General features: G+C 57.1%; 23 protein-coding genes. 10 read left to right on the top strand and 13 right to left on the bottom strand.

Annotated features, from left to right (window positions below):
* Nucleotides 1-12: 12 nt before the first annotated feature.
* The 5 genes from mreC to IEX10_RS12105 are packed head-to-tail and all read left to right on the top strand — an operon-like array spanning nt 13 to nt 5414.
* A complete protein-coding gene (gene mreC, locus IEX10_RS12085) occupies nt 13-906 on the top strand; it encodes a rod shape-determining protein MreC (protein ID WP_188675510.1) in 894 nt (297 codons plus the stop codon).
* Nucleotides 899-1438: a hypothetical protein gene (locus tag IEX10_RS12090; RefSeq protein ID WP_188675513.1), complete on the top strand. Its 540-nt coding sequence runs from the start codon at nt 899-901 to the stop codon at nt 1436-1438. The genes mreC and IEX10_RS12090 overlap by 8 nt, the downstream gene beginning before the upstream one ends.
* The gene (gene mrdA / locus IEX10_RS12095; protein WP_188675516.1) at nt 1435-3333 is read left to right on the top strand and encodes a penicillin-binding protein 2; all 1899 of its coding nucleotides are present in this window, start codon (nt 1435-1437) and stop codon (nt 3331-3333) included. The genes IEX10_RS12090 and mrdA overlap by 4 nt, the downstream gene beginning before the upstream one ends.
* Nucleotides 3330-4469, top strand: coding sequence for a rod shape-determining protein RodA (rodA, locus tag IEX10_RS12100; RefSeq protein ID WP_188675518.1), 1140 nt, complete (start codon nt 3330-3332; stop codon nt 4467-4469). The genes mrdA and rodA overlap by 4 nt, the downstream gene beginning before the upstream one ends.
* 9 nt (nt 4470-4478) lie before the next feature.
* On the top strand, nt 4479-5414 hold the full coding sequence (locus IEX10_RS12105) for a 2-hydroxyacid dehydrogenase (RefSeq protein WP_188675523.1): 936 nt from the start codon (nt 4479-4481) through the stop codon (nt 5412-5414).
* Nucleotides 5415-5514: 100 nt separating this feature from the next.
* Here the strand turns inward: IEX10_RS12105 and IEX10_RS12110 are convergent, their stop codons facing one another.
* Both IEX10_RS12110 and IEX10_RS12115 read right to left on the bottom strand, forming a co-directional pair.
* Complete coding sequence (locus IEX10_RS12110; RefSeq protein ID WP_188675526.1) at nt 5515-6297, bottom strand: SseB family protein; 783 nt, start codon at nt 6295-6297, stop codon at nt 5515-5517.
* A complete protein-coding gene (locus IEX10_RS12115) occupies nt 6294-6881 on the bottom strand; it encodes a uracil-DNA glycosylase family protein (RefSeq protein ID WP_188675531.1) in 588 nt (195 codons plus the stop codon). Before IEX10_RS12115 ends, IEX10_RS12110 begins: the two co-directional genes overlap by 4 nt.
* Before the next feature lie 115 nt (nt 6882-6996).
* Between IEX10_RS12115 and IEX10_RS12120 the strand changes: the two genes are divergently transcribed.
* The gene (locus tag IEX10_RS12120; protein WP_188675534.1) at nt 6997-7350 is read left to right on the top strand and encodes an ArsR/SmtB family transcription factor; all 354 of its coding nucleotides are present in this window, start codon (nt 6997-6999) and stop codon (nt 7348-7350) included.
* A 1-nt stretch (nt 7351) separates the two neighbouring features.
* On the top strand, nt 7352-8380 hold the full coding sequence (locus IEX10_RS12125) for a permease (protein WP_188675537.1): 1029 nt from the start codon (nt 7352-7354) through the stop codon (nt 8378-8380).
* Between the two features lie 61 nt (nt 8381-8441).
* Here IEX10_RS12125 and IEX10_RS12130 read toward each other — a convergent pair whose 3' ends face one another.
* Genes IEX10_RS12130 through IEX10_RS12180 form a run of 11 tightly spaced genes read right to left on the bottom strand, consistent with a single transcriptional unit; the run spans nt 8442 to nt 16508 of the window.
* Nucleotides 8442-10136, bottom strand: coding sequence for a Na(+)/H(+) antiporter subunit D (locus IEX10_RS12130; protein WP_188675540.1), 1695 nt, complete (start codon nt 10134-10136; stop codon nt 8442-8444).
* Nucleotides 10129-10539 (bottom strand): hypothetical protein, encoded by a 411-nt coding sequence (locus tag IEX10_RS12135; RefSeq protein WP_188675543.1) that lies wholly within the window; start codon nt 10537-10539, stop codon nt 10129-10131. The genes IEX10_RS12130 and IEX10_RS12135 overlap by 8 nt, the downstream gene beginning before the upstream one ends.
* 2 nt (nt 10540-10541) lie before the next feature.
* Nucleotides 10542-10871: a hypothetical protein gene (locus IEX10_RS12140; RefSeq protein WP_188675546.1), complete on the bottom strand. Its 330-nt coding sequence runs from the start codon at nt 10869-10871 to the stop codon at nt 10542-10544.
* The gene (locus IEX10_RS12145; protein ID WP_188675560.1) at nt 10868-12334 is read right to left on the bottom strand and encodes a proton-conducting transporter transmembrane domain-containing protein; all 1467 of its coding nucleotides are present in this window, start codon (nt 12332-12334) and stop codon (nt 10868-10870) included. Before IEX10_RS12145 ends, IEX10_RS12140 begins: the two co-directional genes overlap by 4 nt.
* A gap of 9 nt (nt 12335-12343) precedes the next feature.
* Entirely contained in the window at nt 12344-13912 is a 1569-nt protein-coding gene (locus IEX10_RS12150) for a monovalent cation/H+ antiporter subunit D family protein (RefSeq protein ID WP_188675563.1), read from the bottom strand.
* Entirely contained in the window at nt 13912-14349 is a 438-nt protein-coding gene (locus tag IEX10_RS12155) for a cation:proton antiporter subunit C (protein ID WP_188675566.1), read from the bottom strand. The genes IEX10_RS12150 and IEX10_RS12155 overlap by 1 nt, the downstream gene beginning before the upstream one ends.
* 6 nt (nt 14350-14355) lie before the next feature.
* Complete coding sequence (locus IEX10_RS12160) at nt 14356-14799, bottom strand: Na(+)/H(+) antiporter subunit B (protein WP_101655036.1); 444 nt, start codon at nt 14797-14799, stop codon at nt 14356-14358.
* Nucleotides 14796-15359 carry a DUF4040 domain-containing protein gene (locus IEX10_RS12165; protein ID WP_188675567.1) on the bottom strand — a complete coding sequence of 188 codons (564 nt, stop codon included), beginning with the start codon at nt 15357-15359 and terminating at the stop codon, nt 14796-14798. The genes IEX10_RS12160 and IEX10_RS12165 overlap by 4 nt, the downstream gene beginning before the upstream one ends.
* Complete coding sequence (mnhG, locus tag IEX10_RS12170) at nt 15356-15733, bottom strand: monovalent cation/H(+) antiporter subunit G (protein WP_188675570.1); 378 nt, start codon at nt 15731-15733, stop codon at nt 15356-15358. Before mnhG ends, IEX10_RS12165 begins: the two co-directional genes overlap by 4 nt.
* 2 nt (nt 15734-15735) lie before the next feature.
* Nucleotides 15736-16032 (bottom strand): MrpF/PhaF family protein, encoded by a 297-nt coding sequence (locus tag IEX10_RS12175; protein WP_229678534.1) that lies wholly within the window; start codon nt 16030-16032, stop codon nt 15736-15738.
* On the bottom strand, nt 16029-16508 hold the full coding sequence (locus tag IEX10_RS12180; RefSeq protein ID WP_229678535.1) for a Na+/H+ antiporter subunit E: 480 nt from the start codon (nt 16506-16508) through the stop codon (nt 16029-16031). Before IEX10_RS12180 ends, IEX10_RS12175 begins: the two co-directional genes overlap by 4 nt.
* Before the next feature lie 375 nt (nt 16509-16883).
* On the opposite strand from IEX10_RS12180, the gene IEX10_RS12185 reads away from it, so the two are divergent.
* From IEX10_RS12185 to kdsA, 3 genes are read left to right on the top strand one after another with little or no spacing between them, the layout of a single operon-like run.
* A complete protein-coding gene (locus IEX10_RS12185; protein WP_188675573.1) occupies nt 16884-17537 on the top strand; it encodes an ABC transporter ATP-binding protein in 654 nt (217 codons plus the stop codon).
* Nucleotides 17527-19194, top strand: a complete 1668-nt coding sequence (locus tag IEX10_RS12190) for a KpsE/RkpR family capsule polysaccharide export protein (RefSeq protein ID WP_188675576.1) — start codon at nt 17527-17529, stop codon at nt 19192-19194. The genes IEX10_RS12185 and IEX10_RS12190 overlap by 11 nt, the downstream gene beginning before the upstream one ends.
* Nucleotides 19195-20028, top strand: a complete 834-nt coding sequence (gene kdsA / locus IEX10_RS12195; RefSeq protein ID WP_188675580.1) for a 3-deoxy-8-phosphooctulonate synthase — start codon at nt 19195-19197, stop codon at nt 20026-20028.
* The last annotated feature ends 16 nt before the right edge of the window (nt 20029-20044 follow it).

A 20044-nucleotide genomic window follows, 5' to 3' on the forward strand; every position in this document is an offset into this window, starting at 1 on the left:
TGACGGATGTAAATGGCTCATCAAAATGACAGCGAGGTCTACTTTCGCCGCGTCGTAAGGCGCGTGTTGATCTCTGTCCTGCTGGTTTTTCTGGTGGCGATTTTCATGATCTGGCGCATCGACAATCCTCGCGCCGAACGCTTTCGCATGGCGATGATTGATCGTGTGGTGCCAAACCTTGAATGGGTGTTCGCCCCTGTTGCGCATATGTCCAACATGGTCTCTGACTTTCAAGCCTATTCACGGATATACCAGCAAAATCAAGAGCTTCGCCGCGAATTGCAACAGATGAAAGCCTGGAAAGAGGCCGCCATCCAGTTGGAGCAAAAGAACGCGAAGCTGCTGGATCTGAACAACGTCAAACTGAACCCTAAACTGACCTATACGACTGGCGTGGTCCTGACCGACAGCGGCAGCCCCTTCCGGCAAAGTGCGCTGATAAACATCGGGCGCCATGACGGTGTGGTCGATGGCTGGGCTGCGATGGACGGGCTTGGCCTTGTGGGGCGGATTTCCGGTGTAGGCAAAAACTCTTCTCGTGTGTTGTTCCTGACCGACAGTTCCAGCCGCATTCCGGTTGAGGTCACGCCCTCGGGCCAGAAGGCTATTCTGGCGGGAGACAACACGCCCCTGCCACCGCTTGAATTCATCGACGGCGTCGATCAGGTCCGCGCCGGTGACAGGGTGGTAACAACGGGCGACGGGGGCGTTTTTCCCCCCGGCTTGTTGGCGGGCACCGTATTTCTGAGCGGTGACGGGCGGTTGCGGGTGAAACTGGCAGCGGATTACCGCCGGCTGGAATTCCTGCGCGTGATCCGCCATCTGCCCTCTGCACCGATCTCTGAACCCGGTCGTCTTGTCGGCCCAACCCTGCCCGGACAGGTGAGCGTGGGCAACGATGGATGACGTATCACTGGTACATTTGTACGCCCGACGCTCGCTCTATATCGGGGCGGGTTTTGCCATCATCCTGTGGTCCATCGTCCCCTTTGATCTAAGCGCGGGCGCCCTGCCCGGTCCTGATATTCTTTACTGCATTACAATGGCTTATGTGGTTCGCAAGCCTGAATGGGCGCCGGTTTGGGCGGTATTTCTGGTGTTTTTCTTCCGTGACATCCTCACCCTTGCGCCTCTTGGCTTGTTCACCCTGCTTATCGTGCTCGGCTCGGAAGTTGTGCGCTCTAACATTCAGGCGTTTCGCGAGTATAGTTTTGGTCTGGAATGGCTGTGGATGGGGACGATCTTCTTCATCATCACCATCCTGCAACAGATCATTTTACTGCTGACCCTGACCCATACACCAAGATTTGTAGAGCAGTTCTATCTAATGGTTTTCACCATCGCGCTCTATCCTGTTATTATAGGGGTGATGAAATTCGGTTTCGGCTTCCAGCGCCCCCGCCCGGGGGAGTTGGATGCTTGGGGGAAAAGACTATGAGACGCCCAGCCAAACCCGGTCGCCTGCGCCAGATGCTGACACGCCGCACGATCCTGCTTGCCGGATTGCAGGCGGGTGTTATTGGCACGCTCGGGGTTCAGATGCGCAGGATCGCGGTGGAGCAAAACCAGTCGTTCCGCCTGCTCGCCGAGGAAAACCGCGTCAACATACGCCTGATCCCCCCTGTGCGCGGCCTTGTGTTTGATCGCCTTGGAAAGCCGCTCGCCTATAACGAGCCTAACTACAAGATTGATATGGTGCGCGAACAGTCGGGCGATCCCGAAACCGTTCTGCGCCGCCTTGCCACCATCATCCCGATCACCGAAGAAGACATTGCCAGTGCGCTGGAAGAGATGAGCAAGCGGCGCGGTTTCGTGCCTGTCACTGTGGCGGAAGATCTCGACTGGGAGCATATCGCCGCCGTCAGCGCGAATGCCCCTGCATTGCCCGGTATCACACCGGAGCTTGGCCACTATAGAATTTACCCGCAAGCCGATGATTTTGCACACATTTTAGGATTTGTCGGCCCCGTATCCGATTATGATCTCAGCCAAACGGACGATGATGATCCGCTGCTGTTGATACCCCGCTTCCAAATCGGCAAGAACGGCATCGAGCGACGTATCGAAAAACCGCTGCGTGGCAAATCGGGCGTTAAACGGATCGAGGTGAACTCCATCGGCCGCGTGATGCGTGTGCTCGGCCGCGAGGAAAGCCAGCCCGGCGCCAATGTGCAACTGACCATCGACAACCGGCTGCAACGCTATGCGATGGAGCGGCTTGGCAAGGAAAGTGCTGCTGCTGTGGTGATGGATGTGCGCAACGGCGATATTGTTGCGCTCGCCTCCGCGCCGAGTTTTGATCCTAATAAATTCGTGCGCGGGATCTCCACCACCGACTGGAATGCGCTAAATACCGACACTTACAAGCCGATGTTGAACAAGACGGTCACCGGCACCTATCCCCCCGGTTCTACCTTCAAAATGGTAACAGCCCTCGCCGCGTTGAAAGGCGGGTTCGTCAAGCCAGACGACAAGGTCTATTGCGGCGGTTATCTCGAACTGCACAACCGGCGTTTTCACTGTTGGCGGCGCGGCGGGCATGGCAAAGTTGACATGCACGACAGCCTTAAAAAATCCTGTGATGTCTACTACTACGAAGTCTGTCAGGAGGTCGGGATTGAGAATATTTCCGCGATGGCCAAGGAACTGGGCATCGGCGTTGAGCATGAACTGGAACTGCCTGCTGTACGCGAAGGTCTTGCCCCGACGAAGGACTGGAAAAAACGGCGCAGGGATGCGGATTGGGTGATCGGGGACACACTGAACGCTTCGATCGGTCAGGGTTTTGTGCTCGCCTCGCCGATGCAGCTTGCGGTGATGACGGCGCGGATTGCCTCTGGCACCAAGATTTCGCCGCGTCTCGTGAATGCCATCGACAACCGCCCCCATCCCGTCAAAGGTCGCGAGCCGCTTGATATTGATCCGGAACATCTCGATGTGGTGCGTAAGGGCATGTACGGCGTGGTGAACGAACGTGGCGGCACTGCCGGTCGCTCCCGTATTCGCAAGGAGGGCTGGGACATGGCAGGTAAAACCGGCACCAGTCAGGTCCGCTTTATCACCAAGGAAGAGCGGGCGCGCGGCGTGATCCGTAACAGCGATCTGCCGTGGGAGCGTCGCGACCACGCGTTGTTTGTGGCCTATGCCCCTGCTGACAACCCGCGTTTTTCAATCTCGGTTGTGGTGGAACACGGCGGCGGTGGCTCGTCGGTCGCAGCCCCAATTGCAAAGGACATCATGCTCGAGGCGCTCGAACTGTCCGAGGACATGGACTACCGCTCCCTGCCCACTGACGTGCGCGCCGGACGGGAGCGCCCGGACGACAAAGCATGAGCTATCTCGAACAGAATATCCGCACAATTCCCACCGGCCTGTCCAAAGTGCTCTACTTCAACTGGCCGTTGGCCCTGTTGCTGACAGCCGTGGCCTGCACCGGATTTCTGATGCTGTATTCCGTGTCGGGCGGCGATATCGAACGCTGGGCCCAGCCCCAGATCATCCGCTTTGCGCTCGGCATGGGTGTGATGATCTTCATGGCCTTTATCCCGATCAACTTCTGGCGTGAAATCAGTGCCTTCGCCTACATCCTTGGGATCGGGTTGTTGGTGGCGGTCCCTTACATCGGTGAAACCCGCGGCGGGGCGCAGCGCTGGATCGACCTGAAATTCATGACCTTGCAACCTTCCGAGTTGATGAAAGTGGCCGTGGTGATGGTGCTCGCGCTTTATTATGACTGGCTGGACGAGCGCCGCGTCTCCAGACCGTTTTGGGTCGCCTTGCCGATCCTGTTGATCCTGCTGCCAACCTTTCTTGTACTTGGCCAGCCGGACCTTGGCACAGCGCTTCTGATCATGGCAGGCGGTGCGATTGTCATGTTCATTGCGGGGGTCAGTTTCTGGTATTTCGGTATCGCGATCCTCTCTATCGTTTTGCTGGTCACAGGGGTGTTCGCATCAAAAGACACTGAATACCAGATGCTTAAGGACTATCAGTATAAGCGGATTGAGACCTTCATCGATCCCTCCTCCGATCCGCTTGGATCGGGCTATCACATCACCCAGTCCAAGATTGCGCTCGGGTCGGGCGGATTGACAGGGCGCGGCTTCATGCAAGGCACCCAGCAAAGGCTGAACTTTCTGCCAGAAAAACACACCGATTTTATCTTCACCACATTGGGCGAGGAGTTCGGCTTTGTCGGCGGTATCGTACTACTGGCGCTCTACGGGCTGATCCTGATCTTCTGTTATGTCTCTGCTCTGTCAAACAGGGATCGATACGGCTCGCTTGTAACGATCGGGGTTGGCACGACCTTCTTTTTCTACTTCGCGGTGAACATGTCGATGGTCATGGGGCTGGCGCCTGTTGTCGGCGTGCCGTTGCCGTTGGTCAGCTATGGCGGCTCTGCGATGATGGTCTTGCTGATCGCTTTCGGACTGGTACAAAGTGCCCATGTCCATCGATCAAGATAAGGCCCTTCCATGATTAACATCCTCTTCTCCGCACGCGCCGCACAGTGGCCCGTGTACCGCGCCCCGCTGGAAGCTGCTTTTGCTGCGAAAGGCCTTAAGGTCAATCTGACCGATCGCACAGACGCCCCCGAGACCGTAGACTATCTGGTTTACGCGCCAGCACGGGAGGACGACGACCTGAGCGTTTACACGAACCTCAAGCTGATCCAAAGCCTGTGGGCCGGACCTGATAAGCTGTTGAAGAACAAGACACTGACCCAGCCTATGGCACGTATGGTCGATCCGGGCATGACCCAGGGAATGGTCGATTACGTCTTTGGCCATATCATGCGCCACCATTTGGAGGTCGACCGTTTCTCCAACGCCAAACCGGGCGCTTGGCTGACCGACTGGGCACCCCCACTGCCAGCGGACCGCACAGTCGCGATCCTTGGCATCGGTGCTCTGGGCATGGCTTGCGCCAAAGTTGCGCACGGATACGGCTTTAATGTGATCGGCTGGAGCCGGACCCAAAAAGAAGGGGCACCATTCCCCTGCTACGCGGGTGTCGAGGGTCTGGAACAAACCCTCGCACAGGCCGATATTATCGTAACGCTTCTGCCCAATACGCCCGCGACCGAAGGGCTGATCAACAAAGAAACGATTGCGCAGATGAAAGACGGCGCAGCGATCATCAATCCGGGCCGGGGTCAGTTGATCGACGATGACGCGCTTCTTGCAGCGTTAAACAGCTCCAAGATCTCAGGCGCTACCCTTGATGTGTTCCATACCGAACCGCTCCCTGCAGAGCATCCCTACTGGCATCACCCGAATGTGCTGGTCACACCCCATGTCGCGTCCGAAACCCGCGCTACAACCGCAGCAGACATCGTCGCAGAAAACATCGCGCGCGTCGAAGAGGGCAAAGAAGCGCTTTACTTGATAGATCCAACGCTAAAGTATTGATCCGTCGGCGGGGGCAGTCTGCCCCTACACCCCCTGAGGATATTTGCCCAAGAAGAGCGGTTTCAATGTTCCGATAGTACTCCCGCCGGAGGCCACTGACTTATCTCAGGATCGGTGGTTTGTCGGGGTTCGAGCCGGGTGCCTCTATGGTGCGGGATTTGGCCTGTTCCGGCTCGGGCAGGTCGAACCGTAACCCGTGTTTCGCCAGCGCTCCGCTCAGCGGGTTTTGCGCGCTCAGGAACACAACGTCGAGCGTTCCGGCCTCTATCCCTGAGAAAGTCAGCGCCTCGGATATGGCCGAAGCGATTGCGCTTTGGGCTTCGGGGATTGCGTCGATGAAGGCCATGACATGGCTGCGCGGCCGGTTTTCATATTCGATTTGGGCGAGATAGGCGAATTTCGCCAGCCCGGCCATGCTCGCCAGCTTGGTATCAAGCGCTGTGACCAGTGTTTCGGGAAGCTGGCCCGGCGGGTAAATCGCGCTCGGCGTTGCTTCTTGCGCTTCCGGCCCGCTGCCAAGTGTTTCGTTCAGCCAGTCCACCGCAGTGTCAGGCAGCAGCATCGACGAGGGTGCGACCGCGAGGTTCAATCCAAGACCGATGCCCTGCCCCGCCAGCAGCGCAGTGATCTGGCGGCCCGCCATCGCCAGAAACGGCGTGACCGATTGGGTGAACTCCCCCATGCGCTCTTCGGTATCGAACACCAGCGCGTATCGTGCGCCGTCCACTTCGAAAACGGCGGGGGTGATGCGGTCGGCGACGGGCTCGGTTTCCAGCACCAAAAACAGCTCGCTGTCAGCCACACGTTCATAAAAGGCCATGCGTTTCGCGGTATCATCCGGCGCAGCTTCCATAGCGGCGTGGGCGGTATCAAGAAGGGTCATAAAAGCTCCGTTACGCGTTGGCGCAGGTGGGGGATCAGGTCGGATTCGAACCAGAGGTTCTTCTTAAGCCAACTGGTATTGCGCCAGCTCGGGTGTGGCAATGGTATAATGTCGGGGTCGTATTTCTGCCAGTTTTTGACCGTTTCCGTCATGGATTTCGTTCCTAAATGCCACTTTTGTGCATATCCGCCGATTAACAGTGTCAGCTTGATCTGCGGCATCAGGGCCAGAGTATCCGCCCGCCAGTGATCAGCGCAGACTTTTGGTGGTGGAAGGTCAGAGCCCTTGGCATCATATCCCGGAAAGCAGAAGGCCATCGGAAAGATCGCAATCCTGTCTTGATCGTAAAAGGTGTCTTCATCAATTCCCATCCACTGGCGCAGACGATCACCAGACGCATCGGTGAAGGGGCGGCCCGACGCATGGACCCGCGCACCGGGGGCCTGCCCCACCACCATTATCTGCGCGCTTTGGGACAGCCAGACAACGGGTCGCGGACGGTGGTTGGTCCTTGTGAGCGAGAATCGCTCTGCACATATGCGGCAGGCGCGGATCTTTTGGATATGGTCCTCAAAATTGGTCATCTGTGGGCATTTAACAGGGAATTGGCCTGAGGCAAAGTTTAGCCGTGAAATCTATATTTCTAGCATTATTGAAATAATGGTTGATTAATTTCGATACATCTAGAAATATAACCCCATGACACATGGAATCGAAAAAGACATTAGTATCGAAGATGCGGCGCAGGCTTTCGCAGCGCTTGGATCGGAACAGCGCCTTGGCGTATTGCAGACCCTTGTGCGGGCCGGTCCTGAAGGGCTGTCGATGGGCGAGCTTGGCAAACGCACGGGCGTTCCCGGATCAACACTGAACCACCACCTGCGCTTTCTGGTGCATGCGGGGTTGGTGGAACAGGCGAAACAGGGGCGCAGCGTGATTTGTTCCTCTGTGGCCTACGATATGACCCGCTCTCTTTCGAACTTCATTCTGAAAAACTGTTGTGCGGATGCAAATAATCCCGATGCGCATAACGCCAGCCAAGAGGACCGTTAAGATGAGCGAATCGATCACAAACCCCGATTTCTGGCAGCGCTACAAACCGGACAAAGCCTGGATTGCCATTGCCCTGATCTTTGCCGCAGTGGCGGTTCTTGTGCCGAGTGATCTGCCGGGTGTAGGGCAAGATACGGTAACGTCAGTGCTGGGCACGGCCCCGTTCATCCTGTTCGCGGTGTTCATGGTGGCATACCTCAAAGCAACGGGTGCCGAGGGCATTGTCGCGCAGGCCTTTAAGGGCAGCCCTGCCCGTATGGTGGTTCTTGCGGCCCTTGTCGGGGGGATCGCACCGTTTTGCTCTTGCGAGGTTATTCCCTTTGTGGCGGCCCTTCTTGCGATGGGTGTGCCGCTGGCGGCGGTGATGGCGTTCTGGCTCGCCTCGCCGATCATGGACCCGCCGATGTTCATTATAACCAGCGCGGCGCTTGGGGTGGATTTTGCCATCGCCAAGACGATTGCGGCGGTTGGTTTCGGTCTGTTCGGGGGCTTTGTCGTGATGGCGTTCAGCCGCACTGCCCTGTTTACCGACCCTCTGCGCCCTGACGCCCAAGGGGGCGGCTGCGGGTGCAGTGCCAATCCCTTCACGGGCAAACCGGTCTGGAGCTTCTGGCAAGACTCTGACCGTTTGGCCCAGTTCAAAACCACTGCGGGCAACAATCTGGTGTTCCTGCTGAAATGGTTAACGCTAGCTTATACGGTAGAGGCTGTGATGGTGCGCTATGTGCCTGCTGAATGGATCGCCAACATCCTTGGCGGGGAAGGTTTCGGACCGATCCTGCTGGGCGCATTGGTTGGCGGACCGGCCTATCTGAACGGCTATGCCGCGGCACCTTTGGTGGGCGGCTTGATCGAACAAGGCATGAGCCAGGGTGCCGCCATGAGCTTTATGATGGCCGGATCGGTCAGCTGCATCCCTGCTGCCATTGCGGTCTGGGCGATTGTGAAGCCCAAGGTTTTTGGCGCATATATCGCGTTCGGCTTTACCGGCTCGTTGCTGGCTGGTCTGCTCTGGGCGGCTTGGGTCTGATGCAAAACGGGGCGGATCGACCCGCCCCGTTTCTTACAGAATACAAACCAGCTGTTGCGCCTTAGAGGAAGTTCACCAACAGCGCTGCGGCCAGCAGCACAGCCACCCACAACACCATTGACCCTGTTGGCCAGACCCGCGCAATGCGCCCTTCCGGTCCGTGGGTTTTGTAAAGTCCTGTAGCAACATCGGTGAGCTGACGCAGGGCAAAGCGAGTGATACCGGTCCAGATCCGCCCGATCATCAAGGCCGCATAGCCGATGATTGCCGGCGCCATACGGCGATAACTCCAGTCCGTATCAAGGTAAACATTACGCGTCATAGTCGGATAGAGTCCGGTTTTCACCAGAACTACGTAGGACAGCAATGCGAACGCCAGAAGCTGGAACTGGGTCACGATATGCGTCAGCGTGTATGGCGCATAATCCACATCGAACGGCAGCAACTCATAAAGCATCGAAGGAAAAATCCCGAGCGCGATGCACAGCGCAGCGGTGATCCCCATCGCCAGCAACATCTGCACCGGAGCCTCTTTCGGGCGCAACCCGCTGTCGCGGCCAAAGAACACGTTGTGCAGAATTTTCAGGCCGGAGTGATGCAACGTCACCGCGGAGGCAAGCAGCAGCACGGCCCAAATGATGTAATACCCGTCGTGGGACGCTGCCGAAAGGATCAGCGACTTGGAAATAAAGCCTGAGAACCACGGGAAGGCTGCGATAGACATGCCGCCGATCGCGATGAAGATCATCGTCAGTGGCATGGTTCTGTGCAGCCCGCCAAGATCAGAGGCTTTGGCGGTTCCGGTGCGGAACAGGACCGCGCCGACGCCCATAAACAGCAGTGCCTTATAAAGGATACCGGCAAACGCATGGGCCACGGTGCCGTTCAGCGACAGCTCTGTCCCGATGCCTACACCAACAATCATAAACCCAAGCTGGATGTTCAGAGAATAAGCGAGCACCCGCCGCAAATCGTTTTCCAGCACCGCATAAAGTGTCGGCAGCAGCGTCATCACCGCGCCCACATAGATCAGCAGTTCGGTGCCCGGAAACCCCCGCGCCAGCGCATAGATCGCCAGTTTCGTGGTAAACGCGGACAGGATGACCGTCCCTGTCACAGTGGCCGCTGGGTAGGCATCGGACAACCAGTTGCCCATTAGCGGAAAGGCCGCTTTGACCCCGAAGGACAGCAACAGCAGCCAAGTTCCAAGACTGCCAAGTGTCATCGCTTCAAAGGTGAAAGAGCCGCTTTCCTGCCAGATCAGCACGGTCCCCGCCAGCAGCATCACGCCCGACGACACCTGAATAATCAGATAACGCATCCCCGTGGCAAGCGCCCCTTCGGTGCGGCGGGCCCAGATCAGAAAGACCGACGTGATTGCCGTGCCTTCCCAGAACAGGAACAGCGCGATCAGATCACCGGCAAACACTGCGCCGATGGCAGAACCGGAATAGGCCAGCGCAGCCACCTGCTGCACGGTGTCTTTAACGTGCAACGCATAGAGATTGGCCAGAAAGGCCGCGATACAGAAGATGATTGCGAAGATGCGGGACAGACGATCCACCCGCATCAGTTCCAGTTCCACATTCAGCAGTTGCGCCGAAAACAGATTGCCCTCTGGCAGGTTCCAGATCAGGTAAAGCGCGACCAGCGGAACCAGCAGCAACACCCCTGCCCGCAACGCCCCTTTGGGCAGCAGCGCCAGCAATGCGGCACCGGCGAAGAACAGAAAAGCAATGGGGAAGGCTTCAACCATTTTGGTGCTCCTCGTCCAGTTCGTCTTGGGGAAAGGCTTCGGCGTCTACATCATTCGGAGCGTAGTAATCCTCGGGGCGGCGAACCCAGTTGCCCCAGATTTTTGCCAGCAGCACCAGTCCGGCTGTGATGATAAATCCGTAAAGCGCATAGAAACCGGGGATGTTTTCAACAGCGACATAGGTGTATTTTTTGTAGAAGAAATCCGCGAGGAACAGCCCGACACACAGCACAACCAAAGCGTAAAACAGCGTTTTGGCCGCTTTGGGCGCGGATAGCGCAGTGAAGACACGCCCCAACGCCGGAGTGCCGGAGGTGTCCTCCCGCCCGCTGTGGGGAGAGTGGTGTACCCCGTCGCTGGCAGCGTCCGGGGCGGCAGGCTCGGTTTGCTGTTGATCAGACATAGTTACCCTTTGTCCTCTGCGGCAATGATCTTTTTGGCCCAGCCCCGTGCTTCGTCCTTGGGGATCGTCAGGGTCTGGGCGATTTTATAAGCGAAACGCGCTTCGGTCAGCGCCGGAAAGCGGGAGCGCAGCACGTTCAGTTCATACCCTCGGGCACGGTTCAGGCTGGCGCAGGTTTCGATCACCTCTTCGATGGTCATATCGAAATGGGCGCGCAGGGCCTTGCGGATGTAAATCTCCCGCTGGCCTTCCTGTTCCAACCGTTTGGCATAGGTCAGGTCAGTATCATCAGCACGCGGGATGTCTGTTTCAAAATCTTTGTGTTTGCTCATTGGGGCACTCCAAGCATGGGCGTGAGGAATTCCACCAATGTGCCTGCGTAAAGGAACAGGATCACGCAACCGATGGCCGTGAAGACGGGGGGAATATAGCAGAAAGCGGGGGCTTCCTTGATCCCGTTATAAGGATTGTCGGGCGAGGAACTGAAGAAGCCTTGTGCCACAACAGGCAGCAGGTAGCTTAGGCTGAGCAAAGAGGACGCCATCAGAACGCCGATCATGATCTGGTGATCCGCATCTGCGGCCCCCACCATCAGCAACCATTTTGACCAACTCCCGCCAAGGGGCGGCAGGCCGATGATCGACAGCGCGCCGATCAGGAAGGCGATATAGGTGAACGGCATACTGCGCCCCAAGCCTTTCATCTGGCTGATGTTGCTTTTGTGGGTGGCCACATAGATCGCACCGGCGCACATAAACAGGGTGATCTTGCCCATCGCGTGCATGGCGATCTGAAGGGCTCCGCCCATGACGCCCATCTGCGTCGCCAGCGCCAGACCAAGCGTCACATAGCTCAGCTGGGAGACCGTCGAATAGGCCAGACGCCGTTTCAGATTGTCCTGCTGATAGGCGACAATAGAGCTGGCCAGAATGGTATAGGCCGCAATCCACATCAGCCAGTCAGACGCACCCGTATCGGCCAGAAAGTCGATCCCGAAGGTGTAAACGCCCACCTTCAGCATGGTGAACACACCCGCCTTCACAACCGCCACCGCGTGCAGCAGTGCGGACACTGGCGTGGGTGCCACCATCGCAGCGGGCAGCCAGCGGTGGAACGGCATCAGGGCCGCTTTGCCGATACCAAAGGCAAACAGACCTAGCAGGATCGGCACCAGCAGACCCTCGACTTTGCCTTGCAGGATGCCACCGGGCACAAAGTCTAGCGTTCCGGCCAGCGTATAGGTCCAGATGATCGCCGTCAGGAACAGCGCGATGGATGTGCCGATCAACACGCCAAGATAGGTGCGCGCGCCGCGGATCGCCTCGGGCGTGCCTTTATGGGCCACCAGTGGATAGGTAGAAACGGTCAGCACCTCGTAGAACAGGAACAGCGTCAGCAGGTTCGCGGAAAAGGCAATGCCGATCGCCGCAGAAATTGCGACCGAAAAGCAGGCGAAAAAACGGGCGTGGTGTTTCTCGTTGTTGCCGCGCATGTAGCCAAGGCCGTAGATGTGCGTCACGATCCACAGGCCAGAGGCCACCAGCGCAAACATCAGCCCAAGCGGTTCGACCTGAAGCGCGATTTGCAGGCCGGGCAGCATTTCCAACAGAACGATTTCTTGGGATGTGCTGTTGCCCAGATTGGCAAGAACACCCAGCACCGCGCCGAAAGTCAGAACGGCGCAGACAAAGGTAAACCCGTCCCGCAGGTTGTCTTGTTTGGCAAAAGCCATATTGCCAAACATCGCCAACACAGGCAGCAGCAAGGCCAGAAAGATGAGCGTGTTCGTGTCCATGTTCCTACCCTAATGCCCCGTTCCAAGAAGTCCGCCCACCGTGGGCGTAAGTGCCATACCGTCAGTACCGCCCATCAATCCGATTGCCGCTGTATTGGCAGCGCCCATTGTCAGGCTGGTATCAATCCCGAACCACACACAGGCCCCTGCTGCAATCCACATCGGGATCACCATGCTAAGGGGCGCTTCCTTGTGGATCGCTTCGGGGTGCGGGGTGTGGAGGTAAAGCACCTCAATCACGCGCCACATATAAATCACGGCCAACAGCGACGAGGCTACGATCAGCAGTGCGACCCACCACAGGTCTGCCTCGAATGCGGCTTGCACCAGCACCCATTTGGAAATGAACCCCGCCGTACCGGGCACACCGATCAGGGACAGACCACCCAACACCACAGCGGCGCCGGTCAGTGGCATCACCCGTCCCATGCCTTCGATCCGGTCGTAAAACGTATTTCCGGACCGCAGCACCAGCGCACCAACAGCCATAAACAGCGCTGCTTTGGTAATGCCGTGGTTGAACAGATGCACCATCGTTGCGCTGAGCCCTGTGACCGAAAACAACGAAATGCCAAGCAGCATATAGCCGATCTGCGCGATGGAACTATAGGCCAGCATCCGTTTGAAATTGGTCTGGAACACCGCAATCAGGCTGGCCGCAAACATCGCCAGCAGCGCGAATGGCGCGAGGATCCACAACAACAGGTTGGTGTCAAAGACGAACTCCGGCTGGAAGACCGAGAACATGAACCGAAGCAACACATACATGGCCGCTTTGGTCGACGTCGCCGCTAGAAACACAGTCACAGCCGAAGGCGCATAGTTATAGGCGGCGGGCAGCCACAGATGCAGCGGATAAATCGCCACTTTCAGCCCCATACCCACAACGATAAAGGCAAAAGCCGCCTGAACCGTGCGGTTGTCGCCCTGCCCGACCAGTCGCTCTGCCATGTCAGCCATGTTAAGAGTGCCGGTGGTCATATACAAAAAGCCGATGCCGATCACAAAGAAGGTCGCACCAATCGTGCCCATGATCAGATAGTCATAGGCTGCACTGAGCGCACGTTTGTCACGATAAAGCCCCTGAGACACCAGCACGTAGGTGGCCAGAGACGAAATCTCTAGGAACACAAAGACGTTAAAGGCATCGCCTGTGGCCACAACCCCAAGAAGGCCGGTCAGCACCAGTGTGAAACAGGCATAAAACAGTGTGTGGCTGCGGGCCGGGATTTCGTCCGCGACAGATCGTAAGGCGAACGGCAAAACCAGCGTCGCCGTCAAAGAGATCAGCAGCAGCACAAAAGCATTCGCCGCATCAATCCGGTATTCAATCCCGATCGGCGGCGCCCAGCCACCAAGGTGATAGCTGATAAAGCTGCCATCCATCACCTGCATCAGCAGCAGGAAGGACACAACCAGCGACAGAACGGCGGCAAGAAAGGCCAGCCCCCACGCGATGCGGCGATCCCCGAGCAGCACAATAAGGGGCGCGGTGCAAAGGGGCACCAGCACCTGAAGAATCGGCAGATGGTCCCGCAGGGTCAGCGCGATATGCGGGGTCTCGGACGCAGTGGCCATTACGCGCGCCCCCCCATGGCTTCACCGTGGATGATGTTCTCGGCGCGGGCGGTTCTGGCGTCGATCTCTAGAATATCGTCTTCCTCAATCGTGTTATAGGCTTCCCGGATACGCACGATCAGCGCCAGCGCCAGCGACGTGGTGGCAATGCCCACAACAATCGCGGTCAGGATCAGAACGTGGGGCAGCGGGTTGGAATAGACGATCTCGGGGTCGGCTTTGATCTTGCCCATCATGTCAGTCGGGAAGATTGGCGCAGTGCCGCCCGTGACCTTACCAATAGAGATATAAAGCATGAAAACCGCCACCTGAAAGATGTTCAGCCCGACGACCTTTTTCACCAGATTGCCCGCAGAGACCACGATGTAAAATCCGGTCATCATCAGCACGATGAACAGCCAGTAATTGATGTGGCCGATAAAGAATTCCAGTGTCATTGCGCCCTACCAGTCATCATTGCCAAGACGCGGCGTGCGTCCGGCAAAAGCGTAATAAATTGCCACCATGACACCGGTCACAGTGATGCCAACTCCGGCTTCGACGTAAAGAATACCGCTGTGCTGGCCGTGGGACATGTGATCAGGCGTGAAGCTGCCGTAGTGCAGGAATTCATACCCCAAAAACATGTTCCAGATCCCCGTGCCCGCATAGACCAGCACCCCGAGAGCTACCAGTTTGTGAACCACCCAAGCAGGCAGGACGCGCTGGACTTCATGCAGGCCGAACACAATCCCGTAGAGGATAAAGGCCACAGCCATGATCACACCCGCCTGAAAGCCGCCACCGGGTGAAAAATCCCCGTGGAACTGCACATAAAAGGCGAAAAGGATGATGGTGCCGACCAGTGATTTGGTCACGACACGCAGGATCAGATGGTGCTCTTTCATGCGTCTTCTTCCTCTTCCTCGTCCTTGCGGCGGCGGTGGCGCAGGCCTGACAGGATCATCAAAACACCAATACCAGCAGCAAAAACCACGGCGGTTTCGCCCAGTGTGTCAAAGCCCCGATAGCTTGCGAGGATGCTTGTCACCACGTTGGGCACGTCGATTTCTTCGATAGAGTTGGTCAGGTAGTGGGGCGACAAATGCACGTTTGCAGGTGCATTCGGATCGCCAAAATTCGGCATGTCGAGCGTGCCGTAAACCAGCCCCGCCCCTGTCACCAGAACCACCAGCAGCGGCAGCGTCTGGGGCCGCGAGGCGGGCTTGGCCCCCCGCGATGTCAGCGCGATGGTGCCAAGCATCAGAACGGTTGAAATCCCCGCACCCACAGCGGCCTCGGTAAAGGCCACGTCCACAGCGTCCAATGCGACGAACAACATGGCTGTCAGCAGGGAAAATACGCTTGCCAGCATGACAATCGTGAACAGACGGTCCTGCCTCACGATGGCAAATGCGGTGATGACCAGCATGGAAAACAGAATAAAGTTAACGATAGTCTCGGTCATTGGCCACGCACCGTCGGTTCGGGCAGATCGGAATAGGGTACGCCTGTTTCAGGCTCCAAATCCGCTGCTGTTTTCGGACGCCAGCCTGTCACCAACGCCGCATTTGCAACGGCATGGGTGGCGGTCGGACCAGTGATGATCAGGAAAATCCCCATAATAATCAGCTTCACGGTGATCAGCGTCAGCCCGCTTTGCAAGCACATGCCAAGGATCAGCAGGATCATCCCGCCACTATCCCCGACAGAGGCCGCATGGGTGCGGGACCAGAAATCAGGAAAGCGCAACATGCCGATGCCGCTGACGATCATCAGGAAACTGCCGACGACAATGCTGGCCCAAGACAGGATTTCAACGATAAGTGCAGGTATATCCATGATTAACGCTCCTCGCCCGGATGGGCTGGCATCTGCGGAATATCCCCGAGCGCACGGTAGCGGAAGAACTTCAGCACAGCGATGGTGCCGACGAAGTTGATCAACGCATACAACAGCGCAATGTCGAGGAAGTCCGGACGGCCGGTCAAAAAGCCGAGCACAGCAATGAACAGCACAGTCGCCGTCCCAAAGGAATTTACCGCAAGCACCCTATCATAGACGATTGGCCCTGCGTAAAGGCGCACCAGAATAAGGACCATCGTGACAAACAGCGCAACGGCTGCCACCAGAAACATCATGCTGCCCCCGTTTCAAATGAAGTGACCCGCCGGTCCATATCCGCCAATGCCTCATGGTCGCTTTCATCAAAGCTGACGGCGTGAACCCAGAATGCATCGCCTTCGGTTTCTACCGTGATCGTGCCGGGTGTCAGGGTGATGGAATTGGCAAAGATTACTTCAGCCAGTTCGGATTTCTGCGTGTTTGGCACGCGGAAAATATGCTGACGCAAGTTCAGATCCGGCGCGAGAATCAGCTTCGTCAAAGTGACGTTGGATTTCACAACCTCCCAGACGAGCCAGACCGCATAGGTGATAAAACGGAACGGTTTCAAAGGAACCTTCAGGTGATCCTGATCAACGCGGTCCATCCGACGCACCATATAGACGGCAAAAATTGCGGAAGCAGCGCCAAGCCCTATGATCAGGGTTTTGTAGACCCCTGACATCAGCAGCCACAGGCCGAACAGCGCCAAAGCAGACAAAATTGTTCGCATCAGTGTTCAGTCTCCCCAGCTGTAATTCTTCGGGCGGTTATATCAACAGGGAGACCCTAGGAAAACCGCAATCGGAACTGTGCGATAGGCTATTTTAGCGCACCTCTCCTGCGCTGCACGCCCCACCTTTGGAAACAACACCTCTGGCAAACCCCTGACATTTGGCGTGGAACCTGACGCCATAGTCAGTGTTTCGGCAACGATCCGCCGCCTATCTTGAAATAATTAACCATATTTTATTGCATTCCCACAACAGTAACAGGCATATTGCCTTAAACGGGTTACAGGACGGCGGGCACATGTGCTCCGGTCACAAAAAAGCCTGAAGAAGCGTGTTAAACGTGGTTCGATTGAGGTAGCCAGGGGCGTCCCCGGATGATTGAGTTTAGAAATGTCAGCAAGTCCTTCTGGACGGGCACGCAGCGCAAGGTCATTCTGGATCAGGCGTCTTTCCGCATTAACCTTGGCGGTTCTGTTGGCATTCTTGCGCCCAATGGCACCGGTAAAACCACGCTGATCAATATGATGTCCGGTCTGGAAAAGCCTGATGAAGGCGAAATCCTGCGCTCTTCGCGGATTTCCTTCCCGCTGGGGTACATGGGCGGCGTGCTGCCCAAGCTGAACGCGGTGGAAAATTCCCGCTACATCGCGCGGCTTTACGGGTTGGATCCGGATTACATCGAAAGTTTCTGCCGCTATATCTGCGGCTTGGAAGAATACTTTGAGATGCCGATCGCGACGTATTCCAAAGGGATGCGCGCGCGCTTTATGATGGCGTTGTTGCTGGCGCTGGAATTTGATATCTACTTGATTGACGAAGGCATGCCGTCTTCCACCGATGCAGAGTTCAACCGCAAGGCCGGTTCGGTACTGCGGGAACGCTTGCAAAAGGCCACAGTCGTGATTGTATCGCACCAAACGGATATTCTGGAAAAATTCTGCCAAAGCGCGGCAGTGCTGCGCAATGGACGACTGACGATGTATGACTCCTTGGAAGAGGCAAAACAGGTTTACAACTATGCCCAATAGCCCAAAGAACTTTCGGATTTTGCGCGGCGGCAGCCAGCCAAACGGCAATGATCCTGCAAGCACCTCTGGCGAAGGGGCGGACAGCACGGCACCCCAACAACAGATCCAGATGCGTCAGCAGCGTCAGGCCGATGCGGAGCGTCATCACATGTCCTCGGATGACGCCGATTTTAACCGGCAAGGCAACCAGCAAGTGATGAACGCGGCCGGAGCCCGAGAGTTGACAGCCCGTGAAGAAATCGAACAGATCAAGAAAGAAAACCTGACAGGGCGTCAGTTGCGCATTGCACGGCGTCTGGCCCAGCGGAACAACCTGTCCCCGACTTCGGATCTGGACGCGGTGCGCCTGCTGCGCCGTCAGGGGGTTGATCCCTTCGGGCGTCAGGACATGGCCAATGTGCTGACCCCTGTTGAAGGCGCAGATGAACCCGGACCGGGCGTAGCGCTGCCTGCCACCGTGCGCAAAACGCCGGTATCAGATCACAAACCCCAAGTGATCGACGACGACAGCCGCGAACAGGAAGTGCGCAAAATCCAGCGCGATCTGGTGAAACGCCGCCGCAAACGGCTGGGCATCCTGTTCATCAAACTCGCCTGCTATGTTTTTCTGCCAACGCTTCTGGCCGGATATTACTTTTATAAAGTGGCGACACCGATGTACGCCACTTACACCGAATTTGTCATCCAAAGCGCAGATGCGCCCGGTGTGACCGGGGCGTCGGGTCTGTTCTCCGGCTCCCCGCTGGAAACGGTTACAGACAGCATCACCGTTCAGGGTTATCTGACCTCGCGCGATGCCATGCTGCGTCTTGATGAAGATCCCGGTTTCCGCCAGCTGTTTCAGGCCGAAAGCATCGACGTGCTGCAACGGCTTGAAGCAGACGCAACGAATGAAGACGCTTACAAAGTGTATAAGAAACGGGTGATCATCGGCTTTGATCCCACAGAAGGCGTCATTAAAATGGAGGTGGTTGCCCCCTCCCCTGAAGCGTCCAAAGCAATTTCACAGGCGCTGATTGGTTATGCCGAGGAACAGGTCGACCAGTTGACCGCCCGACTGCGCGGCGACCAGATGACCGGCGCGCGGGAGATCTACGAAGAGGCGGAGGCCAAGATGGAGGCCGCCTATGACGAGGTCGCGCGCCTGCAACGCCAGACTGCAACCCTTGATACGGCTGGTGAAAACGCCCTGATCATGAGCCAGATCGGAGAACTGGAAAGCCAGCTTACCGCCAAACAGTTGGAACTGGCCCGCCTGACAGCCAACACCCGCCCCAATGTCACAAAAGTGCGCGTTCTTGAGGATGAAATCACACTTTTACAGGGCAAAGTGGATGAAAAGCGCAATGAAGTCTCTCAGGGGGTCGGCAACAACGAATCCTTGGTGGACATCAACGCCGAACTGAACAAGGCCCAAAGCAAATTGGTCGTGCGCCAGCAACTCGTGGCCGCCGCCTTGCAAAACCTTGAAAGCGCGCGGGTTGAGGCAAGCCGCCAGACCCGCTACATCTCGCGCGGGGTGTCTCCGGTGACGCCGGATAAGGCCACCTACCCCCGTGCCTTTGAAAACACCCTTCTGGCTCTCATCGTGTTTGCCGGAATTTATCTGATGCTGTCCCTGACTGTCAGCATCCTAAGAGAACAGGTAACGACATAAATGCAAAGTTTTGACATCGGAAATGTGGCGGTCGGCAACGATCAGCCTTTGGTGGTGATCGCTGGCCCCTGCCAGTTGGAAAGCAGCGAACACGCGCTGATGATCGCGACGGAAATGGCACAAGCCTGCGCCGCCGCTGGTGCCGGTTTCATCTTCAAAGGGTCTTTTGACAAGGCCAACCGCACCTCGCTCAGCGGAAAACGCGGGCTTGGGATCGAAGCGGGTTTGCAGGTGATGGCTGACGTGAAATCAAAAGTCGGCTGTCCAGTGATCACCGATGTGCATTTGCCCGACCAGTGTGCCCCTGTGGCCGAAGTGGTGGACGTGCTGCAAATCCCCGCCTTCCTGTGCCGCCAGACCGATCTGTTGCTGGCTGCAGGCAATACGGGCGCGGCGATCAACGTGAAAAAGGGCCAGTTCCTCAGCCCTTGGGAAATGCCAAATGTGCTCGAAAAAGTCAGCAGCACTGGCAATAAACGGGTCATGGCGTGTGAGCGGGGCACATCGTTTGGCTATAACACCCTTGTCGCGGACATGCGCGGCCTGCCCCAAATGGCAGCCACAGGACATCCGGTTATCATGGACGCAACCCATTCCGTCCAACAACCGGGCGGTCAGGGCGGCTCCACCGGCGGACAGCGCGAATTTGCACCGCTGATGGCGCGCTGCGCGGTCAGCACCGGAATTGCCGGCGTGTTCATCGAAACCCACGAAGACCCCGACAGCGCCCCTTCTGATGGGCCGAATATGATCCCGCTTGACCGGATGGGCGCGCTGCTGGAAAGCCTTATGGCTTTTGACCGGCTTGCCAAATCCGATCCTTTCCGACTTTAATCTCTCAGTAATATTG

The organism is Neptunicoccus cionae (assembly GCF_014643735.1).
Taxonomy (GTDB): Bacteria; Pseudomonadota; Alphaproteobacteria; order Rhodobacterales; family Rhodobacteraceae; genus Amylibacter; species Amylibacter cionae.